Origin of the sequence: Sorangium sp. So ce1014 (assembly GCF_051521505.1) — a bacterium.
Classification (GTDB): Bacteria; Myxococcota_A; Polyangia; order Polyangiales; family Polyangiaceae; genus Sorangium.
Window position 1 is genome coordinate 9,124,019 of record NZ_CP150356.1, and the last position, 21,729, is coordinate 9,145,747.

Sequence of the window (21,729 nt, forward strand, 5' to 3'; positions counted from 1 at the left end):
GATCGTAGAATGGGGCATGAGCAAGCTGCCCAAGGAGCCGCCCGCCAGCGAGATCACCCCTCCAGCGCTCTACCTGCGGCGGCGCGAGCTCCTGAAGAACGCCGCGCTCTTCGCCGGCACCGCGTCGACCCTCGGCGGCGGCCTCGTCTGGCTCACGGGCGGCGAGGCCGGCGTGGCGGACGCCGGCGGGCCCGGCGCCCCCGGCGGCGAGGCCGCGCCGCTCGCCAGCGCGCCCCCGCCGCCGGACGCCGCGCCGCCGCTCCTCGGGACGAGCGCGAGGACCCCGTTCGTCACCGACGAGGCGCGGACCGACTACGAGGCCATCGTCTCGTACAACAATTTCTACGAGCTCGGCCTGAGCAAATCGGAGCCGGCCAGGAACGCCGGCCGGCTCCGGCTGCGCCCCTGGGCCGTCGCGTGCGAGGGAGAGCTCAAGAAGCCCGAGGTCATCGACCTCGACACCCTGCTCAGGTGGTTTCCCCTGGAGGAGCGCGTCTATCGCATGCGCTGCGTCGAGGCGTGGTCGATGGTGATCCCCTGGCTCGGGTTCCCGCTCGCCCCGCTGCTCAGGCGCCTCGAGCCGACCTCCCGCGCCCGGTACGTCCAGTTCACCACGCTGCTCGATCCGGAGCAGCTGCCCGGCCAGCGGAGCGACGTCCTCGACTGGCCTTACGTCGAGGGGCTCCGGCTCGACGAGGCGATGCACCCGCTCACGATGCTGGCCGTGGGCCTCTACGGCAAATCGTTGCTCGGCCAGAACGGAGCGCCGATTCGCCTGGTGGTCCCGTGGAAATACGGGTTCAAGGGGGGCAAATCGATCGTCCGCATCCAGCTCACGGAGCGTCAGCCGCGGACGACGTGGAGCCAGGCCACGCCGGACGAGTATGGGTTCTATGCCAACGTGAACCCCGCGGTGGCTCACCCGCGCTGGAGCCAGGCCACCGAGCGGAGGATCGGTGAGCTGCGCCGCCGCCCCACGCTGCCGTTCAACGGCTACGCGGAGGAGGTCGCCGGTCTTTACGCCGGCATGGACCTGCGGGAGAGCTTCTGACGATGGGCTCCCCCGCGAGGCCGATGTCGCCGCCGGGCGCCCTCTCGCCGGCTGGCCGGAAGCTGCCCTGGCTCGCGCCGGCGGTCGTCACCGGCGGGCTGATCCCGCTGGCCGTGCTCGGCCTGCGCGCCCGGGCCGGGGCGCTCGGCCCGAACGCCGTCGCCGAGGCGCTGAACCAGCTCGGCCTCCTCGCGCTCGTGCTGCTCGTCGCCTCCCTGGCGGCGACGCCGCTCAAGCTCGTCTCGGGCTGGACGTTTCCGCTGCGTATCCGCAAGGCGCTCGGGCTGCTCGCCTTCTTCTACGCGTGCGCGCACTTCCTGACGTATGCGGTCGTCGATCAGGGGCTCGACGCCCGCGCCGTCATCGAGGACATCACCGAGCGCCCGTTCATCCTCGCCGGCTTCGTCGCGCTCCTTCTGCTCGCCCCGCTCGCGGCGACGTCGACCGCGCGCATGCTGAAGCGCCTCGGCGCCGCGCGCTGGAAGCGCCTGCACCGCCTCGCGTATGTCGCCGCCGTCCTCGGGGTCGTGCACTTCTTTCTCCGCGTGAAGAAGGACACGACGGAGCCGATGATCTACGCGGCGCTGCTCGCCCTGCTCTTCGCCGTGCGCATCGCGAGCGCCGCCCTGCGCAGACGCGCGGCGTCGCGCCGAGCCCCGGCGGGCTCCCGCGCGGCGTGAAGCTCACGGCACCGCCGGCGGGCTCCCGCGCAGCATGAAATAGATGAGCACGCCCGTCACCGACACGTAGAGCCAGAGCGGCAGCGTCACCCGCGCGACCCTGGCGTGCTTCGCGAAGTTCGCCTTGTAGGCGAAGTAGAACGACGTCAGCGCGAGCGGCACGATGCCGGCCGAGAGCACGATGTGCGAGATGAGGACGGCGAAGTAGACGGCGCGCAGCGGCCCGGTGCCCTGGTACTTCGTGTCCCCGTGGACGAAGTGGTAGGCGAGATAGCCGACGAGGAACAGCGACGAGGCGACGAACGCCGAGACCATCAGGTACTTGTGCACGACGATCGCGCGGCGCTTGATCGCGAGCCAGCCCGCGACGAGCAGCGTGGCGGCCGTCGCGTTCAGCGCGGCGTTCAGCGGGGGCATGAAGCGGAGATCCGCGCCGCCCGCGCCGCGCCGGATGATGAGGATGTAGGCGAGGAACGCCAGCGCGGCCGCGGAGAGCACGGCATTGAAGACGTAGAACGATCGATCGCTGGTGCGGGCGAGCAGGCCGACCGGCTTCAGGGGGGTCGAGGCGTGTGTCGACATCGCGCGGTCCATACCAGAGGAGCGCGCCGAGCGCGAACGCGAGCGGGCGAGCCGGAGCGAGCGGACGGCGGTGAATGAAGGTCGGCGGAAGCGGACGGACGCCGGCTGCAGCCGACCGATGCCGTCGCAAGCAGACGGGCAGGATCGCGCGGGCGCCGGGCGGAGCCAGCAGCCCGGCGAGCGCGCGCGCGGGCTACGCGGAGCTCGGCGCGATCCCCATCGGCGGGCTGCGATCTGCGTTCCGCAGCGGCTCGCGCATGGTCACGAACTCCTCGGCCGCGGTCGGGTGGACGCCGATCGTCGCGTCGAACTGCGCCTTTGTCGCGCCGCACTTCAGCGCGACGGCGAACCCCTGGATGATCTCGCCGGCGTCGGGCCCGACCATGTGGATGCCGAGCACCCGGTCGGTCATGCGATCGACGACCAGCTTCATCATCGTCTTCTCCTCGCGCCCGGAGAGGGTGTGCTTGAGCGCGCGGAAGATCGAGAGGTAGACGGCGACGTCGTGGTGCTCGCGCGCCTGCGCCTCGCTCAGGCCGACGGTGCCGACGTTCGGCTGGCTGAACACGGCGGTCGGGATGCCGGCGTAGTCCACGCGCGCGCTCTCGCCGCGGAAGAGCCGCTTCGCCAGCGCCATCGCCTCGGCGATGGCGACCGGCGTGAGCTGCACGCGCGAGATCACGTCGCCGATCGCGTAGATGGACGGGACCGCCGTCTGGAATGCGTCGTCCACCACGACCGCGCCGTCCTCGTCGAGCGCCACCCCGACCTCCTCGAGGCCGAGCCCCTTCGTCTTCGGCAGGCGCCCTGTCGCGTACAGCACGCAGTCGGCCGCGAGCTCGGTGCCGTCGGCGAGCGCCGCGCACAGCGCGTCGCCGCGCCGCTCGATGCTCTCGACGCTCGCGCCCAGGCGGAGATCCAGGCCCTTCTTCTGGATCTCGGTGGCGAGGAACGCCCGGATGTCGTCGTCGAAGCCGCGCAGCAGGTGCATGCCGCGGTGGATCAGCGACACCTTGGCCCCGAGCCCGTGCAGGATCCCCGCGAGCTCGACCGCGATGTAGCCGCCCCCCACGATGACCACCCGCCGCGGCATGGTCTTGAAGTGGAACGCGTCGTCGGAGGTGATCGCGAGCTCGCGCCCGGGCAGGTCGGGGATCCAGGGATAGCTGCCTGTCGCGACGAGGATCCGCTCGGCGGTGATCCTGGCGCCGTCGATCTCGACGGCGTGCGGGTCCACGACCCTGGCCTGGCCCCGGCGGATGTCGGCGCCCGAGTTCTTCAGGAGCCGCTCGTAGACGCCGTTCAGGCGCTCGATCTCCTTGTTCTTGTTGCGGAGGAACGTCGGCCAATCGAACGTCGGGCCGGCCTGCCCGTCCCCGCCGTGGCCGGGCACCGACCAGCCGTAGCCGGCGGCGTCCTCGAAGTCCTCGGTGTAGTGCGAGGCGTAGACGAGCAGCTTCTTCGGGATGCACCCCAGGTTGACGCAGGTGCCGCCGAGGTGATGCGACTCGGCGACGGCGACCCGGGCGCCGTAGGAAGCGGACATGCGGGCTGCGCGCACGCCGCCGGAGCCGGCGCCGATGACGAAGAGATCGTAATCGTACTTGGACATGGCGGACGACTATGCCTCATGCGGGGCGCCGTCGCCGCGCAGCGTTCGCGCCCCCAGGGGGACAGGGGTGGCGTGTGGCCTAGAGGCCGGGGGCGGCGCGCTTCCGGGCGCCGCTCCTCTGGGCCACCCCGGCGGGGATTCTGCTACGGTCCCGCCGTTGCGCTCCTCGACCCACACTGGAACCTTCGCCGCCGCCCCGCCGCCGCGCGACGCCCCGCCGCCGCGCGACGCCCCGCCGCCGCGCGACGCCCCGCCGCCGCGCGACGCCCCGCCGCCGCGCGACGGCGACCTGCCTGAGCGGCGCGCGCCGGGCCTCTGGGGGCGCGCGCGCCGCGCCCTGCCCTTCGCGCTGGCGGTCGCGCTCGTCGCCTTCGTCCTCGGCCGCCTCGACTTCGACGCCTTCCGCGCCGCCCTCGCGCGCGTCGACGCCCCGCTCTTCGGCGCCTTCGCCGCCCTCTTCATCCTCGCGCTCCTCGGCGCCGACACGTTCGCGACCGTCCTCGTCTACCGCCGCCTGATCGCCCCCGTCGCCTTCCGCGACTTCTTCGTGCTCCGCGGCGCCTCCTACCTTCCGTCGCTGCTCAACCACCACGTGGGCCAGGCGTTCATCACGGTCTTCCTCGCGCGCGCGCACGCCGTGCCGCTCGCGCGCGCCGCCGGCGCGACGCTCGTCGTCTATGCGTCGTGGCTCGGCTGCCTCCTCCTCCTCGGCGCGGTGGCCGTCCCCGCGAACGGCGGGCCGCTCGCCGGGTCCGCCCTGCTCCTCGGCGCGGGCGTGCTCTACCTCGCGCTCCTCGCGCTGCGTCCCGCCCGGCTCGCCCGCACGAAGCTCCTCGCCCCGCTCTTCGAGGCGGGCGTGCGCGGCCACCTTATCGCCCTCGCCGCGCGCATGCCGCACCTCCTCGTCCTGTTCGCCGGCACCTGGCTCCCCTTCTGGTTCTTCGGCGTGCGCATCCCCCTCGGGGCGGCCTTGACGTACATCCCCATCCTGATGGTGGTGGTGACGCTCCCCCTCACCCCGCAGGGCTTCGGCACGCGCGACGTGCTCGCCGCCGCGCTCCTCGAGGGCTTCGCGGCCGGCGTCACGCGCGAAGAGCGCCTGGCCGCCATCGCCGCCACCACGACGACCTGGGCGGTAGCGCTCACCCTCGTCGAGGCCGCGCTCGGCCTGGTCCTGCTCCGGGGCGTTTTGCCCCATATGGAGGCGAAGGTCCCCACCGCCGCCGCCCGAGCAGGCGCTGCCCCCACGGGCGCGCAACGAGAGCCGGCCTGACGCGGCTTCACGCGGCCTGTTGCCCCGGTGTTGTCACGGTATTTGCTAGTGCTCGTGGAATACTCGTGACGGGCACGCGGCTTGCCGTCCAATTGTGGTTCAATTGCAATCCGATGGGAATCCGAGGGTACTCCGAGGGCGACTGGAGCCCGGGGAAGCACCAATAGAGCGGCTGGGAGAACGGGAGGACGATCGACGGCGCCAGCTTCGAGGTATAGTCTCGGGTTCCCCGCCGTGCCTTTCGCCCTTCTTGCCGGGCGCCCCGCTGGACATCGCTGCTCCAGCCAGGCTGCGCAGAGCGACCCTCCATGAAGAACCTTTATCGTTTCCTTGCCTCCTCCGATCACAGCGTCGCCCGCGCCGTGCGCGACGTGCGCCGGCAGGTCCGCGGCTTCACCCTGCCCGCGCCGCGGCCGATCGTGGTCCCGATGCGCATGGCGTTCGAGGCGGCGCGCGAGGTGTACTACTTCGGTGCTCGTGTGCTCGTCTGCGAGCCCCACTTCAAGTCGCACTGCGCCCGGTACGGCAAGGGCGTCCGGACGGGGAACTTCATTCACTACATCCAGGGGCGGGGCGACATCGTCCTTGGCGACGATGTGGTGCTCGACGGCAAGATCAACATCGTCTTCGCCGCGCGGTTCTCCGACCGCCCGACCTTGCGGATCGGCGACAACACCGGCATCGGTCACGACTGCAGGATCATCGTCGGCAAGTCGGTCTCCATCGGCAAGCACTGCCGGATCGCCGGGAGCGTCTACATCCTCGACTCGAGCGGCCACCCCAGCGACCCGGAGGCCCGGAAGCACGGCCTGCCTCCGGCGGACACCGAGGTGCGGCCTGTCGTCATCGAGGACAACGTCTGGCTCGGCGCCCGGTCGATGATCTTCCCGGGGGTCACGATCGGCGAGGGCAGCGTGGTGTCGGCGGGATCCATCGTGATGGCCGATGTCCCGCCGTACACCGTCGTTGCTGGCAATCCGGCCCGGCGGGTGGCATCCCTGCGGACCGAGCCGCCGCCGGCCGAGCCCGAGGCGATCCGCGCCGGTGCGAGGGGCAACGTCGCGGACGACGCGGGGAGACGCTCGCTCGAAGGCCGCGCCTCTTAACCCTGGAGCTTGTCATGGCGATTGAGATGGAGAAGGTGATCGATGTCATCGTCACGGTGGGCAGCCTGCCGGCTGCGATCAAGCCCGATGACGACATCTACGACGCGGGGTTCTCCTCGATTCGCGCGCTCCAGCTGCTCACCGAGCTGGAGGACACGTTCAACGTGACGCTCCCCGACGACCGGTTCAGCCTCGCCCGCACGCCGCGCGCGCTGAGCGATCTCATCCAGGAGCGTGCCTCGTGAGGAAGACCGTCACCGTCGAGCTCGCGACGCCCGCGACCGAGATGGCGCAGGAGGAGATCCCGAAGCAGATCGCCTTCCTCTCGAAGGAGATCTCGAACATCCGCTTCGTCCGCGAGGGCGCCGCGCTGGAGTTCGAGGCCCCCGAGCAGAGCGCGGCCGATCTCGCGCGAGCGGCCGAGAGCCTCGCGCGCACCATGCAACGCAGCCTGCGCTCGCTCACGCGGAAGCTCGTGTACCGCAGCCCCGCGTGCGACCGGGTGGAGTTCCGCGGCGGCGCGCTCCCCGCCGGGGTCACGCAGATGGGACAGGGCCAGGTCGCCCTCGAGGGCATCCCGCTGCGGCTCTACCGCTACTTCGATCGCACGCTGGAGGCGCTCGGCGCGCCGTTCTCGCCGAGCCCGATCCTCGTGCCGACGTTGATCCCGGCCGCGACGCTGGCGAAGTGCGATTATTTCCGTTCGTTTCCCCACATCGTCACGTTCACGTGCCACCTGCCGGAGGACATGCCGCGCATCGAGGATTTCCGGGCGCGGCACCAGGACCGGGAGACGCTCGACGAGCGCGCGCTGAGCGACATGGCGCCGCCGGAGGTGTGTCTCTCGCCGGCGGTCTGTTACCACGTGTACGCGGCGAACCGGGACCGCGTGCTGCCGGCGGGCGGCGCGCGCTACGCCCTCGTGGGCCGCTGCTTCCGCTACGAGTCGAGCAATATGGTCGACCTCCGGCGGCTCTGGGAGTTCACGATGCGCGAGATCGTCTTCCTCGGGTCGCGCGAGAACGTCCTCGGGCTGCGCGAGCAAGGGAACGAGCTCGTGGCGCGCTACCTCGACGAGCACAGGCTCGCGGGCGAGATCCGGACGGCGAGCGATCCGTTCTTCATCGCCCCGGACGCGGCCGCCAAGACCTACTTCCAGATCAGCAGCGAGACGAAATACGAGATCTCGCTGATGCTCCCGGAGGACGAGCGGGTGGCGGCCGGGTCGCTGAACTACCACACCGACTTCTTCGGCCGCGCGTTCAGCTGCGAGGTCGAGGGCGCGGGCCCGATGCACAGCGTCTGCATCGCGTTCGGCCTGGAGCGGTGGGTCTACGCGTTCCTCGCCCAGCACGGCAACGACCCGGCCGGCTGGCCCGACGTCGTGCGGCGCGCCCCGGAGATGAGCGGCCTGTAGCGCGGAGCTCGGGTTCCGTTTCCCGGGTGATTCTGCGAGGCTCGTTGCCATGCAGCTCGAGCACGTCGACCCGATGGCCGCGGCGGAGGAGGCCAGCCTGGTCCTGCGCGAGGCGTGGCCGCCGCCGGCCCTTCACTACACGGCCGACTACCTGCGGTGGCAGCTCGGCTTTCCCGGCCCGGCGCCGCGGGCCGTGCTCGCGCGCGAGGGCGGCGAGCCGGCGGGCTTCATCGGCGCCGCGCCGCGCCGCTTCCGCTTCGGCGGCGCCGTGTCGGCGGGGTACGTCCTCTCGTTCGTGAGCGTGCGCCCGAGGTTCCAGCGGCAGGGGCTGGCCGGCCGGCTGTACAGCGAGCTCCTGGCCGGCCTCCGCGCGTCCGGCTTGCCGATCGTCGTGTTCGTGGAGGCGCGATCCGCGCCCGCCCAGCGCGTGCTCTTCAAGGCGGTCGAGGCGGCCGAGCTCAGGCTGAAGCGGCTGGCCACGTGCCAGAACCACGGCTTCGTCCCCCGGGCGAGCGCCGCGCCGACGCGGGCCGTGGCCAGGCCGGCGGGGGCCGTGGACGACGTGCTCGCGGCGATCGCGGCGTGCGGCGACGAGCGCGTGCTCTGGTCGGCGCCCAACGCGGCGCAGCTCGAGCACAGCCTGCGCGATCCGCGGTCGCGCAGGCTGCTGCTCGTCGAGGAGGCCGGCCGGTCGGTCGGCGCCGCGGCGGTGTTCCTGTCCGAGATCGCGACCGCCCGGGGGATCGACCGCGTGGCGACGCTCGACGCGCTCTTCCTGCCCGAGCCGACCGCCGACCGGCTCGCGGCGGTGCTGCGCGCGGCCTCCGAGGCCTTCGCCGGGCAGGCCACCACGCCGGTGGTGAGCGCGCCCAACCTGGCGATCGTCCCCCAGGACCAGCTCAGGCCGGCCGGCGCGCGCGCGACGGAGGCGAGCTTCGATGCCTTCGTCGTGCACCCGGGGGACGGGCCGTGGCTCGACGCCGAGGTGACCAACCTGGAGGTCGTCTGACGCACCGGCGCGGCCGGGGACCCATCTGCGATCCAGATGGGATCCATGAGGGGAATGCCGATTCACAAGATGGATCGGCGGACGCATGCTGATGGGCATGGAAAACACCCCTTCTTCGATGCAACTCCGCCGTTCCGGCGAGCGCGGCTATGCCGATCACGGGTGGCTGCAGTCATTCCACACGTTCTCGTTCGCCAACTACCAGGACCCGGACCACATGGGCTTCCGTGCGCTGCGGGTGATCAACGACGATCGCGTCGCGCCGGCGCGGGGGTTCGGGTCGCACCCGCACCAGAACATGGAGATCCTCACCTATGTTCTCGAGGGGGAGCTCTCGCACCGGGACAGCATGGGGAACGGGTCGATCATCCGCCCTGGCGAGGTCCAGCGCATGTCGGCGGGCACGGGCGTGTTCCACAGCGAGATGAACGCCTCGAAGACGGGCGTGACGCACCTGCTGCAGATCTGGATCCTGCCGGACCGGCCCGGGTATCCGCCGGGCTACGAGCAGAAGGCGTTCTCGGACGAGGAGCGCCAGGGCAAGCTGCGGCTCGTCGCCTCGCAGGACGGGCGCGATGGATCGGTGACGGTCCACCAGGACGTGAGCCTGTTCGCGGGCACCTTCGGACAGGGGGAAGAGGCGCGGTACGAGCTCGCGGCCGGGCGAAACGCCTGGGTCCACGTGGCGCGCGGGAGCGTCGAGCTGAACGGGACGCGGCTCGAGGCCGGCGACGCGGCCGCGATCGGCGCGGGCGGGGCGCTCCACCTGGTCGGGAAGGACGCGGGCGAGGTGCTGCTGTTCGACCTCGCCTGAACGGCCGGGCTCGCCACCTCGGCCCACGAGATCTCACCGGGGCTCGCCCTGGCGGAGATCGCGGCCACGGCCCTCGTCGTGCCAGGAGAGATCTGCAATCGCCCGGCGCCGCTCCCGTGCGTCCGCCCAGCTTGCTCGCGGGGCGGCGGCCGCTACATAGAAGCCCCTATGGACGCCATCGATCTCCTCGAACGCCACCACCGCGAGCTCGAACAGCAGTTCTCCGGCCTGAAGGAGGCCTCTTCCGTCTCCTCTGAACAGTTTTCCGCGGCCGCCGACCTCCTCGCCACGCACATCACGATCGAGGAACAGCACTTCTACCCCGCCGTCCGGGCCCATCGCACCGAGGATATCCTCCTCGAGTCGCTGGAGGAGCACCTGTCCCTCAAGCGCGTGCTGGCCGATCTCGTGGCGCTCGACACGACGGACGAGAAGTTCGGGCCCAAGCTCCACGTGCTGGCCGAGCAGCTCGAGCATCACCACAAGGAGGAGGAAGAGCACCTGTTTCCCAAGGTCAAGAAGCTCCTCGACGACGGCGCGCGCGAGGAGCTAGGGCAGACGATGCAGGCGAGGATGAGCGAGCTGCGGCAGGGGGAGCCCCGCAAGCTCGTCCTGGACCAGACCGACGAGGCGGCGCCCCTCGCCTGAGCCACACGATTTTTATAGAAGAGATTCCCGTACGGTTGTTATCGTACCCTGCCGCGAGTCTTGCGGCAGGGGGTCCGAGATGGCAGCGGGTGCGATGCATGCTGCGAAGAAGCCGGTGGAGAGGGCCTGATGCCAGGCGCCGGCGGCTCGGCGCAGCGCGCGCGAGCGGCGCTGGCGCTCGCCGGTGCGGGCGCGCGCTGGACGGCGCGGACGGGGAAACTTCGAAGGAGGTAGGATGACGCCTCGACCTGTACTCTCGATTGACACGTCCTTCGATCCGGACAGCGCCTGGTTCGCGTCTGGACGCACGCAGCTCTATGGGCGCATGGGAGAGCAGTTCTCCATCGTACCCTTCGGGCGCGCGAGCGCGGAGCGGAGGAGGATCCTCCGCCAGATCGCGCGGGCCGAGGGCGGGGGCAATCCCTTCCGTGGGATCGTCGTGTCGTCCCACGGCAGGACGAGCTGCGTTGTGGACGACGAGTCGCCCGATGGCCTCCTGATATCGCATGAGAGCCCGGCGCAGGAGATCGAGCTCTGGGCGCGGGGCCGCGTTCTGTATTTCTGCTGTGGCGAGACGGCGAGCGGCCCGCTGTTTGAGCAGCTCCTCGACGCGGGCGCGCGAACGGTGGTCGGCTTCACCGGCAGGCTCTGCGCCACGACCGTCGACGGCAAGTTCTTCTGGCGGCAGCTCGATCAGGAGCTCGTGACCTGCGCGCTGCACGACCAGCTGGCGCCGGGCTTCGAGCGGGCAAGGCAGCAGTTCCTGGAGCGCGTCGCGACGCGGCTCGCGGCGCTCCCCGACGGAGCGGTCCGGGAAGACCTCTCGAGGACGATGGACCTGCTCGCGTCGATGGTGATCCGAGGCGCCAAGAAGGGGTAGCACCGCGCCGCCCAGGCTCGTCTCCCGTCGCGCGGTCCGGTAGATCCAGGAGAGCGATGCGACGCAAGCCATCTATCCTGCTCTCCTCGGCGGCGCTCCTCCTCGGGGCCGCCGGGCCCGGCGACGCCCTCGCCAGCCCGCGCCCGGCCGCGAGCGGCTCGGCGAGGACTCCCTCGTTCCTGGACGGCGGGCGCCGCGTCGCCGTCGAGCGGCTCGGGCCGGCCGCGCTGGGCGCGTCGGGCGGCGCGCTTTCGCCGGTGCGGCTCCACTACCCCGGCGGCCGCACGGTCCAGGCGAGCGTGGGCGCGACCGCGATCGTGAAGGTCGACCCGGGCGCCGAGGGCGAGCTCGCCGGCGCGGGGATCGAGGTGGTGAGGCCGCTGATGCCCTCGATCGGGCTATGGCTCGTCAGGGACACCGGCGGCGGCGACGGCCTCGATCTCGCCGAGCGCCTCCAGGGCGCGGCGCGGCCGGCGTTCCTGCGCGAGGCGATCCCGGACCTCCACGTGCGCCTCGAGGCGCGCGGCGCGCCGTTCACGCCGGACGACCCGCGCCTGCCAGGACAGTGGTACTTCGCCGACCTCAGGATGGAAGAGGCCTGGGGGCGCACGCGGGGAGACGCGGCCACCTCCATCGTCGTCATCGACACCGGCTGCGACCTCGATCACCCCGACCTCGCCTCGAAGATGGATCCGGGCCTGGACGTCATCGATGGAGACGACGACCCCACCTACAAGCCGGGCGCAGCGGGCGTGAACCACGGGACCGCCTGCGCGGGCCTCGTCGCCGCCGACACCGACAACGGCGTCGGCATCGCGGGCGGCTGCCCCGAATGCAGGCTGCGGTGCGTGCGGCTGCTCGACGACGAGGCGCAGCCGATCTCCACCTCGGTCGATGCCTTCGAGTTCGCCCTGCAGGTGAACGCCGCCGTCGTCTCCAACAGCTGGGGATACGCCGAGCCGATGCCCGTCCCCCGGGTGGTCGAGGACGCGATCCACCGCCTGTTCGACGCCGGGCGCGACGGGAAGGGGGCGCTCGTCCTCTTCGCCGCCGGCAACGACGACCGGGAGATCCTCGACGACGAGATCCAGGCGGTGCGGGGCGTCCTCAACGTGGGCGCGGTCAACCACCTGGAAGAGGAGACGTCGTTCACGAACCGCGGGAGCTCTCTCGATCTCGTCGCGCCCACCGGGACGCTGAGCACCGATATCGCCGGGCGCGAGGGGGACAGCCCGGACGACTACACGTCGCTGTTCGGGGGCACCTCGTCGGCGTGCCCGGTCGCGGCCGGCGTCGCCGGGCTGCTCGTCAGCGCCGCGCCCGAGCGGACCTCGGTCGAGCTCTACGACATCCTGATCCGCACGGCGCGGCCGGCGCCCTACGCCATCCCCGACGAGAACGGGCACGATCCCATCTTCGGACACGGGATCATCGACCCGGTCGCGGCGCTCAGGGAGGTGCTCGGGGACGAGCCGCCACCGCCGCCGCCGGACGAAGGAGGCGAGGACGCCGGCGACGACGAGCAGGCCGGCTGCGCGTGCGCGGCGGCGGGCGCGCCCCCGGGCGAGCGGCGCGGCCTCGCGGTCGCGGCGCTCCTCGGCCTCGCCGCGGCGGGGCGCCGGCGGCGCGCGGCAGGCGCGCGCCGCGGCGGGTGACGTCATGCGACCGGCCGCCGCCTGGCGCGGACCGCGTGCCGCTGCGCGAGGAGCCACGCGCGCGCCTCGGCCTCCGTATCGAAGAAGTGCACCGGATAGGATTGCTGCGTGAGGATCTGCACGCTCTTCGCCGCGAGCGTGGAGATGACGCGCACGGCGAAGCTCGCGCCGAAGATCGCGATCGCGTCGAAGCGCACGGCGCGCATCTCGTTCGCCATCACCTTGCGCGCGGACGGTGAGATGGTGCCAGTGCGGTGCGTATCGCAGAGCACGAGGACCTCCCGGCCGCTGTCCGAGAGGCGCTTGCACTCGGCGGCGATCGCGCGCGCCATCTCATCCGACAGGTCGCCCTCGACCACGGTGCACAGGAACCCCTCCGGATCCTCGCGGAGAGAGAGGTTCGCGTGCTCGGGACCAGCGTCGCTCATGCGGACCATGGTAGCTTCTCGCGTGGCGCGCGGGACGGGCTTTCCATGACGGTCAGCGCGGTCGACGCTCGGCCGCCGGAGCCCGTCTGCCGCGGCGGACGGGCCGGATCGGCCGGGCGCCTCCGCGCGATCACGGCGCTCCTCGCCGGGTGCGCGACCGGCGGAGATCACCGGTGGATGGGCGTGAACCTGCGCCGGCGCAGGGCCAGCGCGAGCAGCGAAGCGCCGAGCGCCCAGCTCCCGGCCGCGGCGAAGCTCCCCGCCGCGGTGGCCGGCGCCCCGACACGGCAGCCGCACCCTCCGTCGGCGTCGCCTTCGCCGCCCTCCGCCGGCGCCTCCCCTCCGGCGGCGCCGGCGCCACCCGCGCCGCCGCCGCCTCCACCCCCGCCGCCGGCGCCGCCCTCCACGGCGGCCCGGCACGCCGCGACCTCGTCGGCCGTGCCGATGCACAGCGTCGGCTTGCGCGATTCGCCGTCCTGAAGGTCGTTCACCACGATCACAGCGAGGCCGTCGGCGTCGGCCGTGTCGACGAGCTCGGCGCCGGAGGCCACGTCGGCGGCGCGCACGACCTCGCCGTACGCGCGGCCGCGCCGCGCCGCGAGCAGCAGGGTGAGGCCGTCGCGCTGCGCCGGATCCTCCGCGGGCGCGGCGAGCGCGGCCGTCATGGTCGCGCGCCCGTCGGGCCGGACGCTGAAGTACTGCGCCGACGCATGGAAGACGCGGAGCCGGCCGGCGTGGGGCGCCGCGACCTGCTGCGGGGCGAGGCTCCTGTAGCCGGCCCCGGAGGCGTAGGAGCGCCCGGGATCCGCGTGGAGCCCGGTGAGCAGGTTCCAGGTGGCGAACTCCACGAACGCCTCGGCGAACGTCGCCTGCGCGCTCGAGGAGAGCAAGGGGTCGAGCTGCTCGAACCACACGGGATCCGCCTCGCCGAACGCGTCGTCCTCGACGCGCTCCCAGAGCGCGCGGACCGTGCCGTCTCCGTAGCGCTCCTCGAGGAACTGGAAGAAGAGCGCGCTCCCGTAGCTGAAGGGGTCGACCGGGCCGGCGATGGGCACGTCGAGCGATCGATCCGTGTTCGAGAGGTAGCCGCCGACGAAGCCCTCGAAGTCCTGCAGCGAGGGGTCGAACGACTCGGTCGCCCAGACCGCGCTCCCCTCCATCATCAACGTGTCCTGGCCGTGATCGTAGGCCGCCTGCACGGCGTGGAAGAGCTCGTGGCTCCCGAGGATCCGGTTCGCGGTGCGCGTCGACGGATAGTCGTAGCCGGCGTAGTCGTTCTCCTGGGTCATGAAGCCGGCGCAGCGGTCCTCGCCGTCCGGGTCGCAGGCGTCGACGCGGAACGCCCCGTCGCCGACGCCGGCGAAGTCGACGAGGTAGATGTCGAAGCGGCCGTCGCCGCCGTTGTCGGGGAGGTCCTTGTCGCTCCTCGGCGGCCGGAAGCCGAGGACGTCGCCGTAGTGGACGATCACCTCGTCGTAGATGGCAGCGACCTCCTCGACGAAGTCGGGGACGCCCGTCGCGTCGGCGTCCTCGCCGGGCACGGCGCAGCGCCCCTCGCGCGCGAAGTGGACAAGGAAGCTCCCGGAGGCCGACGCGAAGGTCTCGACGACGTCGTCCGGATCGAACCGGAACTGGAGGGCGGTGCCGCGCGTGTCGGGCCGCTCGAGCGGCGCCGCGGCGGGCCCGTCGAGCGCGCTCGCAGGCGCATCGCCGGCGCAGGCCGCGAGCGCCGGGGCCAGCAAGGCGGCGAGCGCCGGCGCGAGCCGGGCCGCGGCGCATCCGGCGCGGCGGCGCAACGAGGCCGCGGCGCATCCGGCGCGGCGGCGCCGCGCGGAGGCGGAGCGCCCGGCGCCGGAGGGCCGGGTCACGGGAGGAAGGCCCACCGGAGCCGGAGGTTGGCGGCGCCGGTGTCCCCCATCTCGACCATCCCGGTCTCCTGGCACTGCGCCTGGGCCTCTTCGTTGTAGAAGTGCGTGACGGTCAGCTTGAGCCTCCGGCCGTCCGCGAGCCGGACGACGTAGACGACGCCGCTCATCTCCACGCAGCCGGGGTACTTCCAGTAACCGGAGAGCGCGGTCGCCGGGGACTCCAGCCCGGAGCCGTCGGCGATGAGCTCGCAGCTCTCGGTGAAGTACTCGTCGCTGCGGAGCCTCAGCTCGCCGGGGGCCTCGGCGAGCGCGTCGTAGTCCGGCGTGCCCGGGAGCCGCGCCGCCATCACGCAGGACGGCCCGGAGTGGCCGCTGTTGATGCGCACGACGTAGCGCCGGAAGGCGACGTCCCAGTCCATCGATCCGAGCGACGCCTCGTCGGAGATCTCGACCTTTTCGAGGCCGCCGTCGGTGAACCGGGCATAGACGTAGGCGTCGGGCTCGGCGGCGAAGGCGCCGCCCGCGGTGGCGTCGACGAGGGAACGGTACCCCTCGCCGTCCTGCTCGTTGCTGAGCTCCCCGGGCGCCACGGTGGACTGGAGGTTCATCTGCTGGAAGACATCGTCCTCGCAGGGCACCGGCGTCGGCTGCGAGCACGCGGGCTCTGGCGCCGTGGTGGTGCCGCCGCTCCCCGCGCTCGCGCCGCCGCCTGCTCCGGCGCCGGGGCCTGCTCCAGCACCGGCGGCGCCGGGGCCTGCTCCGGCGCCGGCGGCGCCGGGCGAGCTCGGCGGGTCGCCGGAGCCGCAGGCGCACAGGGCGAGCAGGCCGACGCCGGCGGCGAGGAGAGCGGACGCTGAGGCGGAGCGCATGGGCGGCATCGTAACAGAAGCCCGGACCGGGGCGCTCGCTACGGCGCGTCGCTGCGGCGGTAGAGCCACCAGTCGCCGACGTGATCGACGGGGACGATGCTCGGGTCCTTCGCGAAGAGGTGATCGGCCCCCGCCCGGCGGCGGACGAGGAACCAGTCGAAGAAGGCGCCGTGGCGCCGCACGTCGAACTTCTCCGGCGTCCACTCCCACCGGAGCGGCGTCGGCGGCGGGACGACGGCGCCCGGCTCCGAGCGAGGCCGGTAGGCGACCGGCGAGGCGTCCCAGACGGCGAAGTGGAAGCTGAGCCAGCCGCCCCGCGTGGCCTGGACCCAGGCGGGGAGATGGATGAACGGGGTCGTCGACCGGGTCGAGCCGCCGTGATCGAAGACGAGGTAGAGCAGCCTGGGCGCGCGCGGGATGCGGGCGATGATGGCGTCGAAGTCCCGCGTGCTGTGGTCGAAGCGGCGGTAGTTGTCGCGCACCACGGCGCCGAGGGAGATCGCCGCGGCCGACAGCGCGAGCACGGCCGGCACCTTGAGCCAGGGCGATCGCGGCAGGTCCGGAAAGGCGCCGAGGCCGAGGAACAGGGCCGCGACGATCTCGCGCGGGTAGACGTACCACCAGAGGCCGATCTGCAGCGGCAGGCTGAGGAACAGGCCCAGGAACACCGCCGCGCAGGCGACCGGGACGAGGGCCGCGAGGCGCGCGAAGGCCCGCCGCCGCGCGTCCGCGGCGAGCGCGGGCGAGGGCGCGGCGGAGGCGCCGGCGAGCTGCGCGGCGGCGCCGCCGGCGCACACGAGCAGCGCGGCGAGCACGAGACGCGCCGCCCGGTGGGCCGCCGCCGCCTCGGCGGGATCGGTGAAGCTCGTGAACAGGAGCGAGGGGATCTCGCCGAGCCGCTCCCAGTGGAGCGCGGGCGCGAAGGGCGCGCCGTGCAGGGTGTCGGTCCGGACCGCGAGCCACACGGCGAAGAGGACCAGCGAGGGCGCGAGCGGCAGCGCGATGGGGCGGAGCCGCCGCGTCGCCGGGAACACGACGATCGCCGTGCCGATCACGGCGGCGATCGCGAACGGGAAGCGGAAGACGTGGGTGAAGAACAGCGCGACGAGCGCGAGCGCGAGCGCGATCTGGCGGCCGCGCGAGGGGCGATCGAGCAGCAGGAGCGTCAGGCCGACGACCATCGCGAAGAGGCCGAGCGCGCCCATGTGGTTGAGGAAGCCCCAGTGCGTGAGGTTGCACCAGACGAGTAGGAGGCCGAGGACGCCGAGCAGGGGGCTCCGCTTCAGGCCGTGGAAGAGGACGGCGAGGCCCGCAGGCAAGAGCGCGAGCATCGCCGCCGCCGCGACCTTCACCGCGGCCACGGGAGGAAGGACGAGCATGAGCAGGGCGCCAAGCGCGTACATCGACAGGTACGGGACCGCGAGCGGCTGGAGCGTGAACTGCTCGCGGAAGTGCCACGCCGGATCGAGGTAGTGCCCGAGCGCCGCCGTCTGGGCCGCGTGGAACGGGAGATCGGTCATCGGCGGATAGCGGACGACGGCGAGCGGGACGGCGATCACAAGGACGGACGCGGCGACGACGACGAGCGCGAGCGCCGCGCCGAGGGGCGCGCGACGCGCGGCGCCCGCGGCGCGGCGCAGCGGGCCGGAGCGCGCGCGACGCGCGGGGCCGGGCGCGGCCGGAGGCTCCGCCGGGAGGGAGGGGGTACCCAAGGTGGCGGGAAGCTACCATCTCGGAACCGCTCGGGGATTCCGTTCGGCCGCTCGCCTCGCAGGGCCCGCGACGGCCGCGCGTCACCGGGAGCGCGGCGCGCGGGATGCGCCCGGGGGCGGCCGCTCGCGCTCCGGGGGGATCTGCAGATCAGGGGTCCTCTTCGCCCTCCGGGCCGGAGGCCTCGTCCTCCGTGCTGGAGACGGGCGGCTCCTCCGCGCCGAGCAGGCCATCGACCTCGGACCAGAGCGCGTCGAGATCGAGCGACAGGCCCTCGCACCCGGGCACGGGTCGGAGCACCCCGCTCGCGGCGCTCGCCGCGTGCGTGTAGCGGCCGCTCGCGTCGAGCTCGAGGATCTCGACGGTCCTGAATTGCGGGTCCACGATCCAGTAGAACCGCACGCCGAAGGAGGCGTACTCCTTCACCTTCTCGACGCGATCGCGCCGCACGTCCCGCGGCGCCGGAGAGACGACCTCGACCATGACGGCGGGCGGGGTGCGCGCGGCACCCCGGCGGGGAGGCCTGGGCTCGCCCGGGAGGAACACCGAGAGGTCCGGTTTGCGACCGCGCGTGCCCTGCAGCGCGAACTTGGCCCCGGAGGCGAACACGAACCCGCCGGTCTGAGCGAGCCAGCGTCGCAGGGTCTCGATGAGCCAGCCGACGACCAGCTCGTGCACGAAGTCAGGCACCTCTTCCTCCACGAGGCGTCCGCCGACAAGCTCTCCCGGCTCGTCTTCCGGCATGATTTCCCACTCGGCGAGGGTCATGGGCCGGCCGGGCGGGACATTGTCGATTGCGCCCTGATGCATGATCCAAAGCTACCACGAGGCGCCCGGGAGGCTGGCGCCTCGCCGCCGGCCCCGCTGCGCGGGCATCCCACGGTGGAGAGGTCGCGACCTGCCGGCGCGGCCTTCCCGAAGGGGGGCGGATCGATCTCGACGGGCGGCGCAGCGGGAGCTTCTCACCTCTCCCGAAGGCCACATCGACGGTAGGCTGCGCGCAAGTTGCTCCCCCCGCGCCCCGCCCCCCGCCCAGCCGATCTGCGCGGCCTCCCCGCCGCCTCCCGCCTCGAGACCCGAGCGGCGCTCGCCGTCACCGCCGTCGCGACGGCGTGGTTCGCGCTCGCGGCCGCGTGGGAGATGTTCGGGCCCCTGCTCGCCGGCCACTACGCGTCGTCGGCGGGCGTCGGGATCATCGCGGAGAACATGCTCCGCTGGGAGATCCTCGGGCCCGTGTGGGAGTACACCGCGAGCCGGCCGGCGCCGGCGATGTACTACTGCCACCACCCCTGGGGGATCTTCTGGACGACCGCCGCGTTCATGGAGGTCTTCGGGCGGCACGACGTCATCTGCCGCCTGCCCGCCGTCCTGCTGAGCGCCGCGACGCCGCCCCTGCTCTACGCCATCGGCCGGAGCGTCTACCGGCCCGCCGCGGGGGCGGCCGCGGCGGCGTCGTTCGTCGTCCTGCCGATCACGCTGGCGTTCGCGAACCTCAACGCGCTCGAGGTCCCGGTCATGGCCTGGACGCTGCTCGGGCTCTGGGGATACGTCCGGCTGACGCAGACGTCCCGGCGCCGCTACCTCGCGGTGAGCGCGCTCGGGCTCGCGCTCGGGATGCACGCCGACTGGCCCGCGTTCGTGCTCACGAGCGGGCTGCTCACGTTCGGCGCGATCCGGGCCTTTCTGCTCCCGAAGCGCTTCTTCGGCCCGATCCACGATCGGCGCTACGCGCAGTGGTGGGTGCTCACCGCCTTCGTCGCCGCGCTGACCGCCGCGCTCTACCTCGCCCTGTTCCACCAGGCCGGCAAGCTCGGCGACCTCCTGGGGAGCTACGGGTTCCGCTCCTCGGGCAACGCCGAGCCGCTCGCCAAGGTGCTCGCGAGCCGGCGGTACTGGATCGAGCTCTCGTTCACGCCGATCGCCATCGCCGCAGGAAAGCTCGCCGCGATCGTCTGCGCCGCGCGGCTCGTCCTGCTCCGGCGCGAGCACGACGCGCTGCCGCTGCTCTACCTCGCGACGGCGACGGTGCAGTACGTCGTCTTCCGCCAGGGCGCCGACGTCCACATCTTCTGGCCGCACTACTTCGGGGCCTACTTCGCCCTCGCCGCCGCCGCCCTCGTCGAGACCGGCGCGGCGCTGCTCGAGCGCGCCGCCGCCGCGCCGCTGGCCCACGGCGCTGCGCCGCCGCCCGCGGGGCCGGCGCTCGTGGCGCTCGCGCTGTGGCTCGCGCCGCTCGCCGCCGTCCTGCGCGACGGGCTCCCGGCGCTGCGGTACGCGCGCGAGACGGGCGGGCGCTTCAACGAGCGGGGGCAGCTCATCCACTCCGACGGGGCGAAGACGGCGTTCCTGCGGTGGCTCGCGCCGAGGCTGCCCGAGGGCGCGCCCGTCGAGATGCACGAGGGCATGAAGGCCACCTGGGCCCAGGTCTGGGCGCTCGGCGGGCGCGTCGTGAAGCCGACCCGGCCCGCGCCGAAGGAGACGCCGTCGCGCGGCGCCTACCTCGCGGACACGCGCTTCCTGCTCGACCGGGAGCAGGCGAGCCTCGCGCGGCGCTTCGACATCACGGCGGTGGGCCCGTTCTGGGCGCTCGTCGCGGGCGCCCCGACGCCCGCGCCGGCGCAGGGGGCGCGCGGCATCGAGGCGTTCTCCTTCCGCGAGCGGGAGCCGGGGCTGCTCGCCTGGTACCTCGTCTCGGGCACCGAGCCCGAGCGCGAGATCGTGCCGGACCCGTTCCTCACGTGGGAGCTCCGCACGCACTTCGGACAGCCGGCGGAGCCGCCGGCCGGGCCGCCGGAGACGCTGGAACAGAAGCGGATCGCGCACAACATCGCGCTGGCAGCGGGCGACGACGCGCGCGCGGCGGCGCTCCTCACCGAGATCACCGCCGCGCTCGCGCCGCTCGGGGCGCGGTTCGACGACGGCACGGAGCTGCTCGGGACGACGTTCCACGAGGGCGCGCGCTCGCTGCTCACGATCGTCGTGCGCGCGGGCGGGCCCGCGACGAGCGACGTGGCGCTCACGGTGCGCTCCCGGGTCGTCGAGCGCGCCCCGCTGTCCACGACGATGGCGGACCCTGTCGACCGCGAGGTCGGCCTCCCGACGGCGATCTCGCCGCAGCGCTGGAGGGCGGGCTTCCTCTATGCCGATCCGGTGCCGATCCGGAAGCGACCGGGGACGGAGGTGTTCTGGGCATCGCTGAGGGCCCGCGACCGGGGTCGCGCGCCGCGGCTCGTCGACAGCGGCGGCGCGCCGGAGGTCGAGGTGCTGCGACTGCGCTGAGCGGGGACGCGCCGCCATCCTCGTGGACAAGGCCCCGCATTCCGGTTTTACCTTCGGGCATGAGCTCTCGCCGAACAGGTCTGGTTCTGGTCCTCGCGCTCGCGGCGGGCTGCGCGCCGCCACCCGCCCAGGCGCCGGCGCAGCCCGCACCGCCGGAGCCGGCGGGCACGACATCCGCCGAGCCGACCGGCACGACGTCCCTGACGACGGCGGGCCCGACGCCCGCTGGCAGCGAGACGCCCCCGCCGGCCTCGCAGGTCCCCGGGGCGGCCGTGCCGGTCGAGGCGGCCGCGCCGAAGCCGGCCGCCCCGAGGGGCGACGGGAACGTGAAGCCCGGGGCGGCCACCGCGACCGGGACGCTGGGGGGCAACCTCTCGGAAGCGCAGGTCCGCGACGTCGTGGAGAAATACGGCCAGCAGTTCGACGAGTGCTACAAGATCGGCGTCAAGAGCTCGCCGAAGTTCGTCGGGAAGGTGACCGTCAAGGCGACGATCGGCCCGAGCGGCAAGGTCAACAAGGCAGACGTCGTGAGGTCGACGGCGAAGAACCAGCAGGTCGACCGCTGCGTGGCCGATGCGTTCGAGAAGATGGAGTTCCCCCCGCCGCAAGGCGGGATGACGACCGTCATCACCTTTCCCATCGAGTTCAGCGGCGTCGAGCTGTTGCAACCCTGAGGAATCCCCTCGAATTTTTCGGAAAATTCACAGGGAGGCGGTTTGTCCGCGTGGCCGCGCCGAGCGCACGCGCCCATGCAATGCACTCGCCCGGGCTCGGCCGAGCAGGGCGCCCATGCCGGCGAGGGCACGGAAGCTGCTACGGGCTGGCGGCCGGGTGGTGGCCGGATTTGG

General features: G+C 72.9%; 20 protein-coding genes. 13 read left to right on the forward strand and 7 right to left on the reverse strand.

Annotated features, from left to right (window positions below; translation table 11 throughout):
- Nucleotides 1-16 precede the first annotated feature (16 nt).
- Complete coding sequence (gene msrP / locus WME75_RS34535; RefSeq protein ID WP_437479830.1) at nt 17-1,051, forward strand: protein-methionine-sulfoxide reductase catalytic subunit MsrP; 1,035 nt, start codon at nt 17-19, stop codon at nt 1,049-1,051.
- Nucleotides 1,052-1,053: 2 nt separating this feature from the next.
- Nucleotides 1,054-1,731: a sulfite oxidase heme-binding subunit YedZ gene (locus WME75_RS34540; protein ID WP_437479832.1), complete on the forward strand. Its 678-nt coding sequence runs from the start codon at nt 1,054-1,056 to the stop codon at nt 1,729-1,731.
- Between the two features lie 3 nt (nt 1,732-1,734).
- Here the strand turns inward: WME75_RS34540 and WME75_RS34545 are convergent, their stop codons facing one another.
- Both WME75_RS34545 and gor read right to left on the reverse strand, forming a co-directional pair.
- Nucleotides 1,735-2,325, reverse strand: a complete 591-nt coding sequence (locus WME75_RS34545; RefSeq protein WP_437479834.1) for a DUF420 domain-containing protein — start codon at nt 2,323-2,325, stop codon at nt 1,735-1,737.
- Nucleotides 2,326-2,506: 181 nt separating this feature from the next.
- Nucleotides 2,507-3,925, reverse strand: a complete 1,419-nt coding sequence (gor, locus tag WME75_RS34550; protein WP_437479836.1) for a glutathione-disulfide reductase — start codon at nt 3,923-3,925, stop codon at nt 2,507-2,509.
- A 157-nt stretch (nt 3,926-4,082) separates the two neighbouring features.
- Between gor and WME75_RS34555 the strand changes: the two genes are divergently transcribed.
- From WME75_RS34555 to WME75_RS34595, 9 genes are all read left to right on the forward strand, one after another.
- A complete protein-coding gene (locus tag WME75_RS34555; RefSeq protein ID WP_437479839.1) occupies nt 4,083-5,198 on the forward strand; it encodes a lysylphosphatidylglycerol synthase domain-containing protein in 1,116 nt (371 codons plus the stop codon).
- Nucleotides 5,199-5,506: 308 nt separating this feature from the next.
- Nucleotides 5,507-6,304, forward strand: a complete 798-nt coding sequence (locus WME75_RS34560) for an acyltransferase (protein ID WP_437479842.1) — start codon at nt 5,507-5,509, stop codon at nt 6,302-6,304.
- Nucleotides 6,305-6,318: 14 nt separating this feature from the next.
- On the forward strand, nt 6,319-6,549 hold the full coding sequence (locus tag WME75_RS34565; RefSeq protein WP_437479844.1) for an acyl carrier protein: 231 nt from the start codon (nt 6,319-6,321) through the stop codon (nt 6,547-6,549).
- Nucleotides 6,546-7,721, forward strand: coding sequence for a hypothetical protein (locus WME75_RS34570; protein WP_437479847.1), 1,176 nt, complete (start codon nt 6,546-6,548; stop codon nt 7,719-7,721). The genes WME75_RS34565 and WME75_RS34570 overlap by 4 nt, the downstream gene beginning before the upstream one ends.
- Before the next feature lie 49 nt (nt 7,722-7,770).
- Nucleotides 7,771-8,730 carry a GNAT family N-acetyltransferase gene (locus WME75_RS34575; RefSeq protein WP_437479849.1) on the forward strand — a complete coding sequence of 320 codons (960 nt, stop codon included), beginning with the start codon at nt 7,771-7,773 and terminating at the stop codon, nt 8,728-8,730.
- 118 nt (nt 8,731-8,848) lie between these two features.
- On the forward strand, nt 8,849-9,544 hold the full coding sequence (locus WME75_RS34580) for a pirin family protein (RefSeq protein WP_437479850.1): 696 nt from the start codon (nt 8,849-8,851) through the stop codon (nt 9,542-9,544).
- Nucleotides 9,545-9,712: 168 nt separating this feature from the next.
- Nucleotides 9,713-10,192, forward strand: coding sequence for a hemerythrin domain-containing protein (locus tag WME75_RS34585; protein ID WP_437479852.1), 480 nt, complete (start codon nt 9,713-9,715; stop codon nt 10,190-10,192).
- 235 nt (nt 10,193-10,427) lie between these two features.
- Nucleotides 10,428-11,072: a hypothetical protein gene (locus WME75_RS34590; protein ID WP_437479853.1), complete on the forward strand. Its 645-nt coding sequence runs from the start codon at nt 10,428-10,430 to the stop codon at nt 11,070-11,072.
- Between the two features lie 56 nt (nt 11,073-11,128).
- A complete protein-coding gene (locus WME75_RS34595) occupies nt 11,129-12,727 on the forward strand; it encodes a S8 family peptidase (RefSeq protein ID WP_437479855.1) in 1,599 nt (532 codons plus the stop codon).
- Between the two features lie 2 nt (nt 12,728-12,729).
- Here WME75_RS34595 and WME75_RS34600 read toward each other — a convergent pair whose 3' ends face one another.
- From WME75_RS34600 to WME75_RS34620, 5 genes are all read right to left on the reverse strand, one after another.
- A complete protein-coding gene (locus WME75_RS34600) occupies nt 12,730-13,155 on the reverse strand; it encodes an STAS/SEC14 domain-containing protein (protein ID WP_437479856.1) in 426 nt (141 codons plus the stop codon).
- 167 nt (nt 13,156-13,322) lie between these two features.
- The gene (locus WME75_RS34605) at nt 13,323-15,023 is read right to left on the reverse strand and encodes an MXAN_6640 family putative metalloprotease (RefSeq protein ID WP_437479858.1); all 1,701 of its coding nucleotides are present in this window, start codon (nt 15,021-15,023) and stop codon (nt 13,323-13,325) included.
- On the reverse strand, nt 15,020-15,892 hold the full coding sequence (locus WME75_RS34610; protein WP_437479861.1) for an HmuY family protein: 873 nt from the start codon (nt 15,890-15,892) through the stop codon (nt 15,020-15,022). Before WME75_RS34610 ends, WME75_RS34605 begins: the two co-directional genes overlap by 4 nt.
- Before the next feature lie 38 nt (nt 15,893-15,930).
- Nucleotides 15,931-17,604, reverse strand: a complete 1,674-nt coding sequence (locus WME75_RS34615) for a hypothetical protein (protein ID WP_437479863.1) — start codon at nt 17,602-17,604, stop codon at nt 15,931-15,933.
- A gap of 148 nt (nt 17,605-17,752) precedes the next feature.
- Nucleotides 17,753-18,412, reverse strand: coding sequence for a Uma2 family endonuclease (locus WME75_RS34620; protein WP_437479866.1), 660 nt, complete (start codon nt 18,410-18,412; stop codon nt 17,753-17,755).
- A 195-nt stretch (nt 18,413-18,607) separates the two neighbouring features.
- On the opposite strand from WME75_RS34620, the gene WME75_RS34625 reads away from it, so the two are divergent.
- Together WME75_RS34625 and WME75_RS34630 are read left to right on the forward strand one after the other, a co-directional pair.
- Entirely contained in the window at nt 18,608-20,881 is a 2,274-nt protein-coding gene (locus WME75_RS34625) for an ArnT family glycosyltransferase (protein WP_437479869.1), read from the forward strand.
- A 59-nt stretch (nt 20,882-20,940) separates the two neighbouring features.
- Nucleotides 20,941-21,555, forward strand: coding sequence for a TonB family protein (locus WME75_RS34630; RefSeq protein ID WP_437479872.1), 615 nt, complete (start codon nt 20,941-20,943; stop codon nt 21,553-21,555).
- Nucleotides 21,556-21,729: the final 174 nt, after the last annotated feature.

Bases quoted from the DNA above. Each gene is read 5' to 3' on its own strand.
- msrP (WP_437479830.1), top strand. From the start codon at position 17: ATGAGCAAGCTGCCCAAGGAGCCGCCCGCCAGCGAGATCACCCCTCCA.
- WME75_RS34540 (WP_437479832.1), top strand. From the start codon at position 1,054: ATGGGCTCCCCCGCGAGGCCGATGTCGCCGCCGGGCGCCCTCTCGCCG.
- WME75_RS34545 (WP_437479834.1), bottom strand. From the start codon at position 2,325: ATGGACCGCGCGATGTCGACACACGCCTCGACCCCCCTGAAGCCGGTC.
- gor (WP_437479836.1), bottom strand. From the start codon at position 3,925: ATGTCCAAGTACGATTACGATCTCTTCGTCATCGGCGCCGGCTCCGGC.
- WME75_RS34560 (WP_437479842.1), top strand. From the start codon at position 5,507: ATGAAGAACCTTTATCGTTTCCTTGCCTCCTCCGATCACAGCGTCGCC.
- WME75_RS34565 (WP_437479844.1), top strand. From the start codon at position 6,319: ATGGCGATTGAGATGGAGAAGGTGATCGATGTCATCGTCACGGTGGGC.
- WME75_RS34575 (WP_437479849.1), top strand. From the start codon at position 7,771: ATGCAGCTCGAGCACGTCGACCCGATGGCCGCGGCGGAGGAGGCCAGC.
- WME75_RS34580 (WP_437479850.1), top strand. From the start codon at position 8,849: ATGCAACTCCGCCGTTCCGGCGAGCGCGGCTATGCCGATCACGGGTGG.
- WME75_RS34585 (WP_437479852.1), top strand. From the start codon at position 9,713: ATGGACGCCATCGATCTCCTCGAACGCCACCACCGCGAGCTCGAACAG.
- WME75_RS34590 (WP_437479853.1), top strand. From the start codon at position 10,428: ATGACGCCTCGACCTGTACTCTCGATTGACACGTCCTTCGATCCGGAC.
- WME75_RS34595 (WP_437479855.1), top strand. From the start codon at position 11,129: ATGCGACGCAAGCCATCTATCCTGCTCTCCTCGGCGGCGCTCCTCCTC.
- WME75_RS34600 (WP_437479856.1), bottom strand. From the start codon at position 13,155: ATGAGCGACGCTGGTCCCGAGCACGCGAACCTCTCTCTCCGCGAGGAT.
- WME75_RS34610 (WP_437479861.1), bottom strand. From the start codon at position 15,892: ATGCGCTCCGCCTCAGCGTCCGCTCTCCTCGCCGCCGGCGTCGGCCTG.
- WME75_RS34620 (WP_437479866.1), bottom strand. From the start codon at position 18,412: ATGCATCAGGGCGCAATCGACAATGTCCCGCCCGGCCGGCCCATGACC.
- WME75_RS34630 (WP_437479872.1), top strand. From the start codon at position 20,941: ATGAGCTCTCGCCGAACAGGTCTGGTTCTGGTCCTCGCGCTCGCGGCG.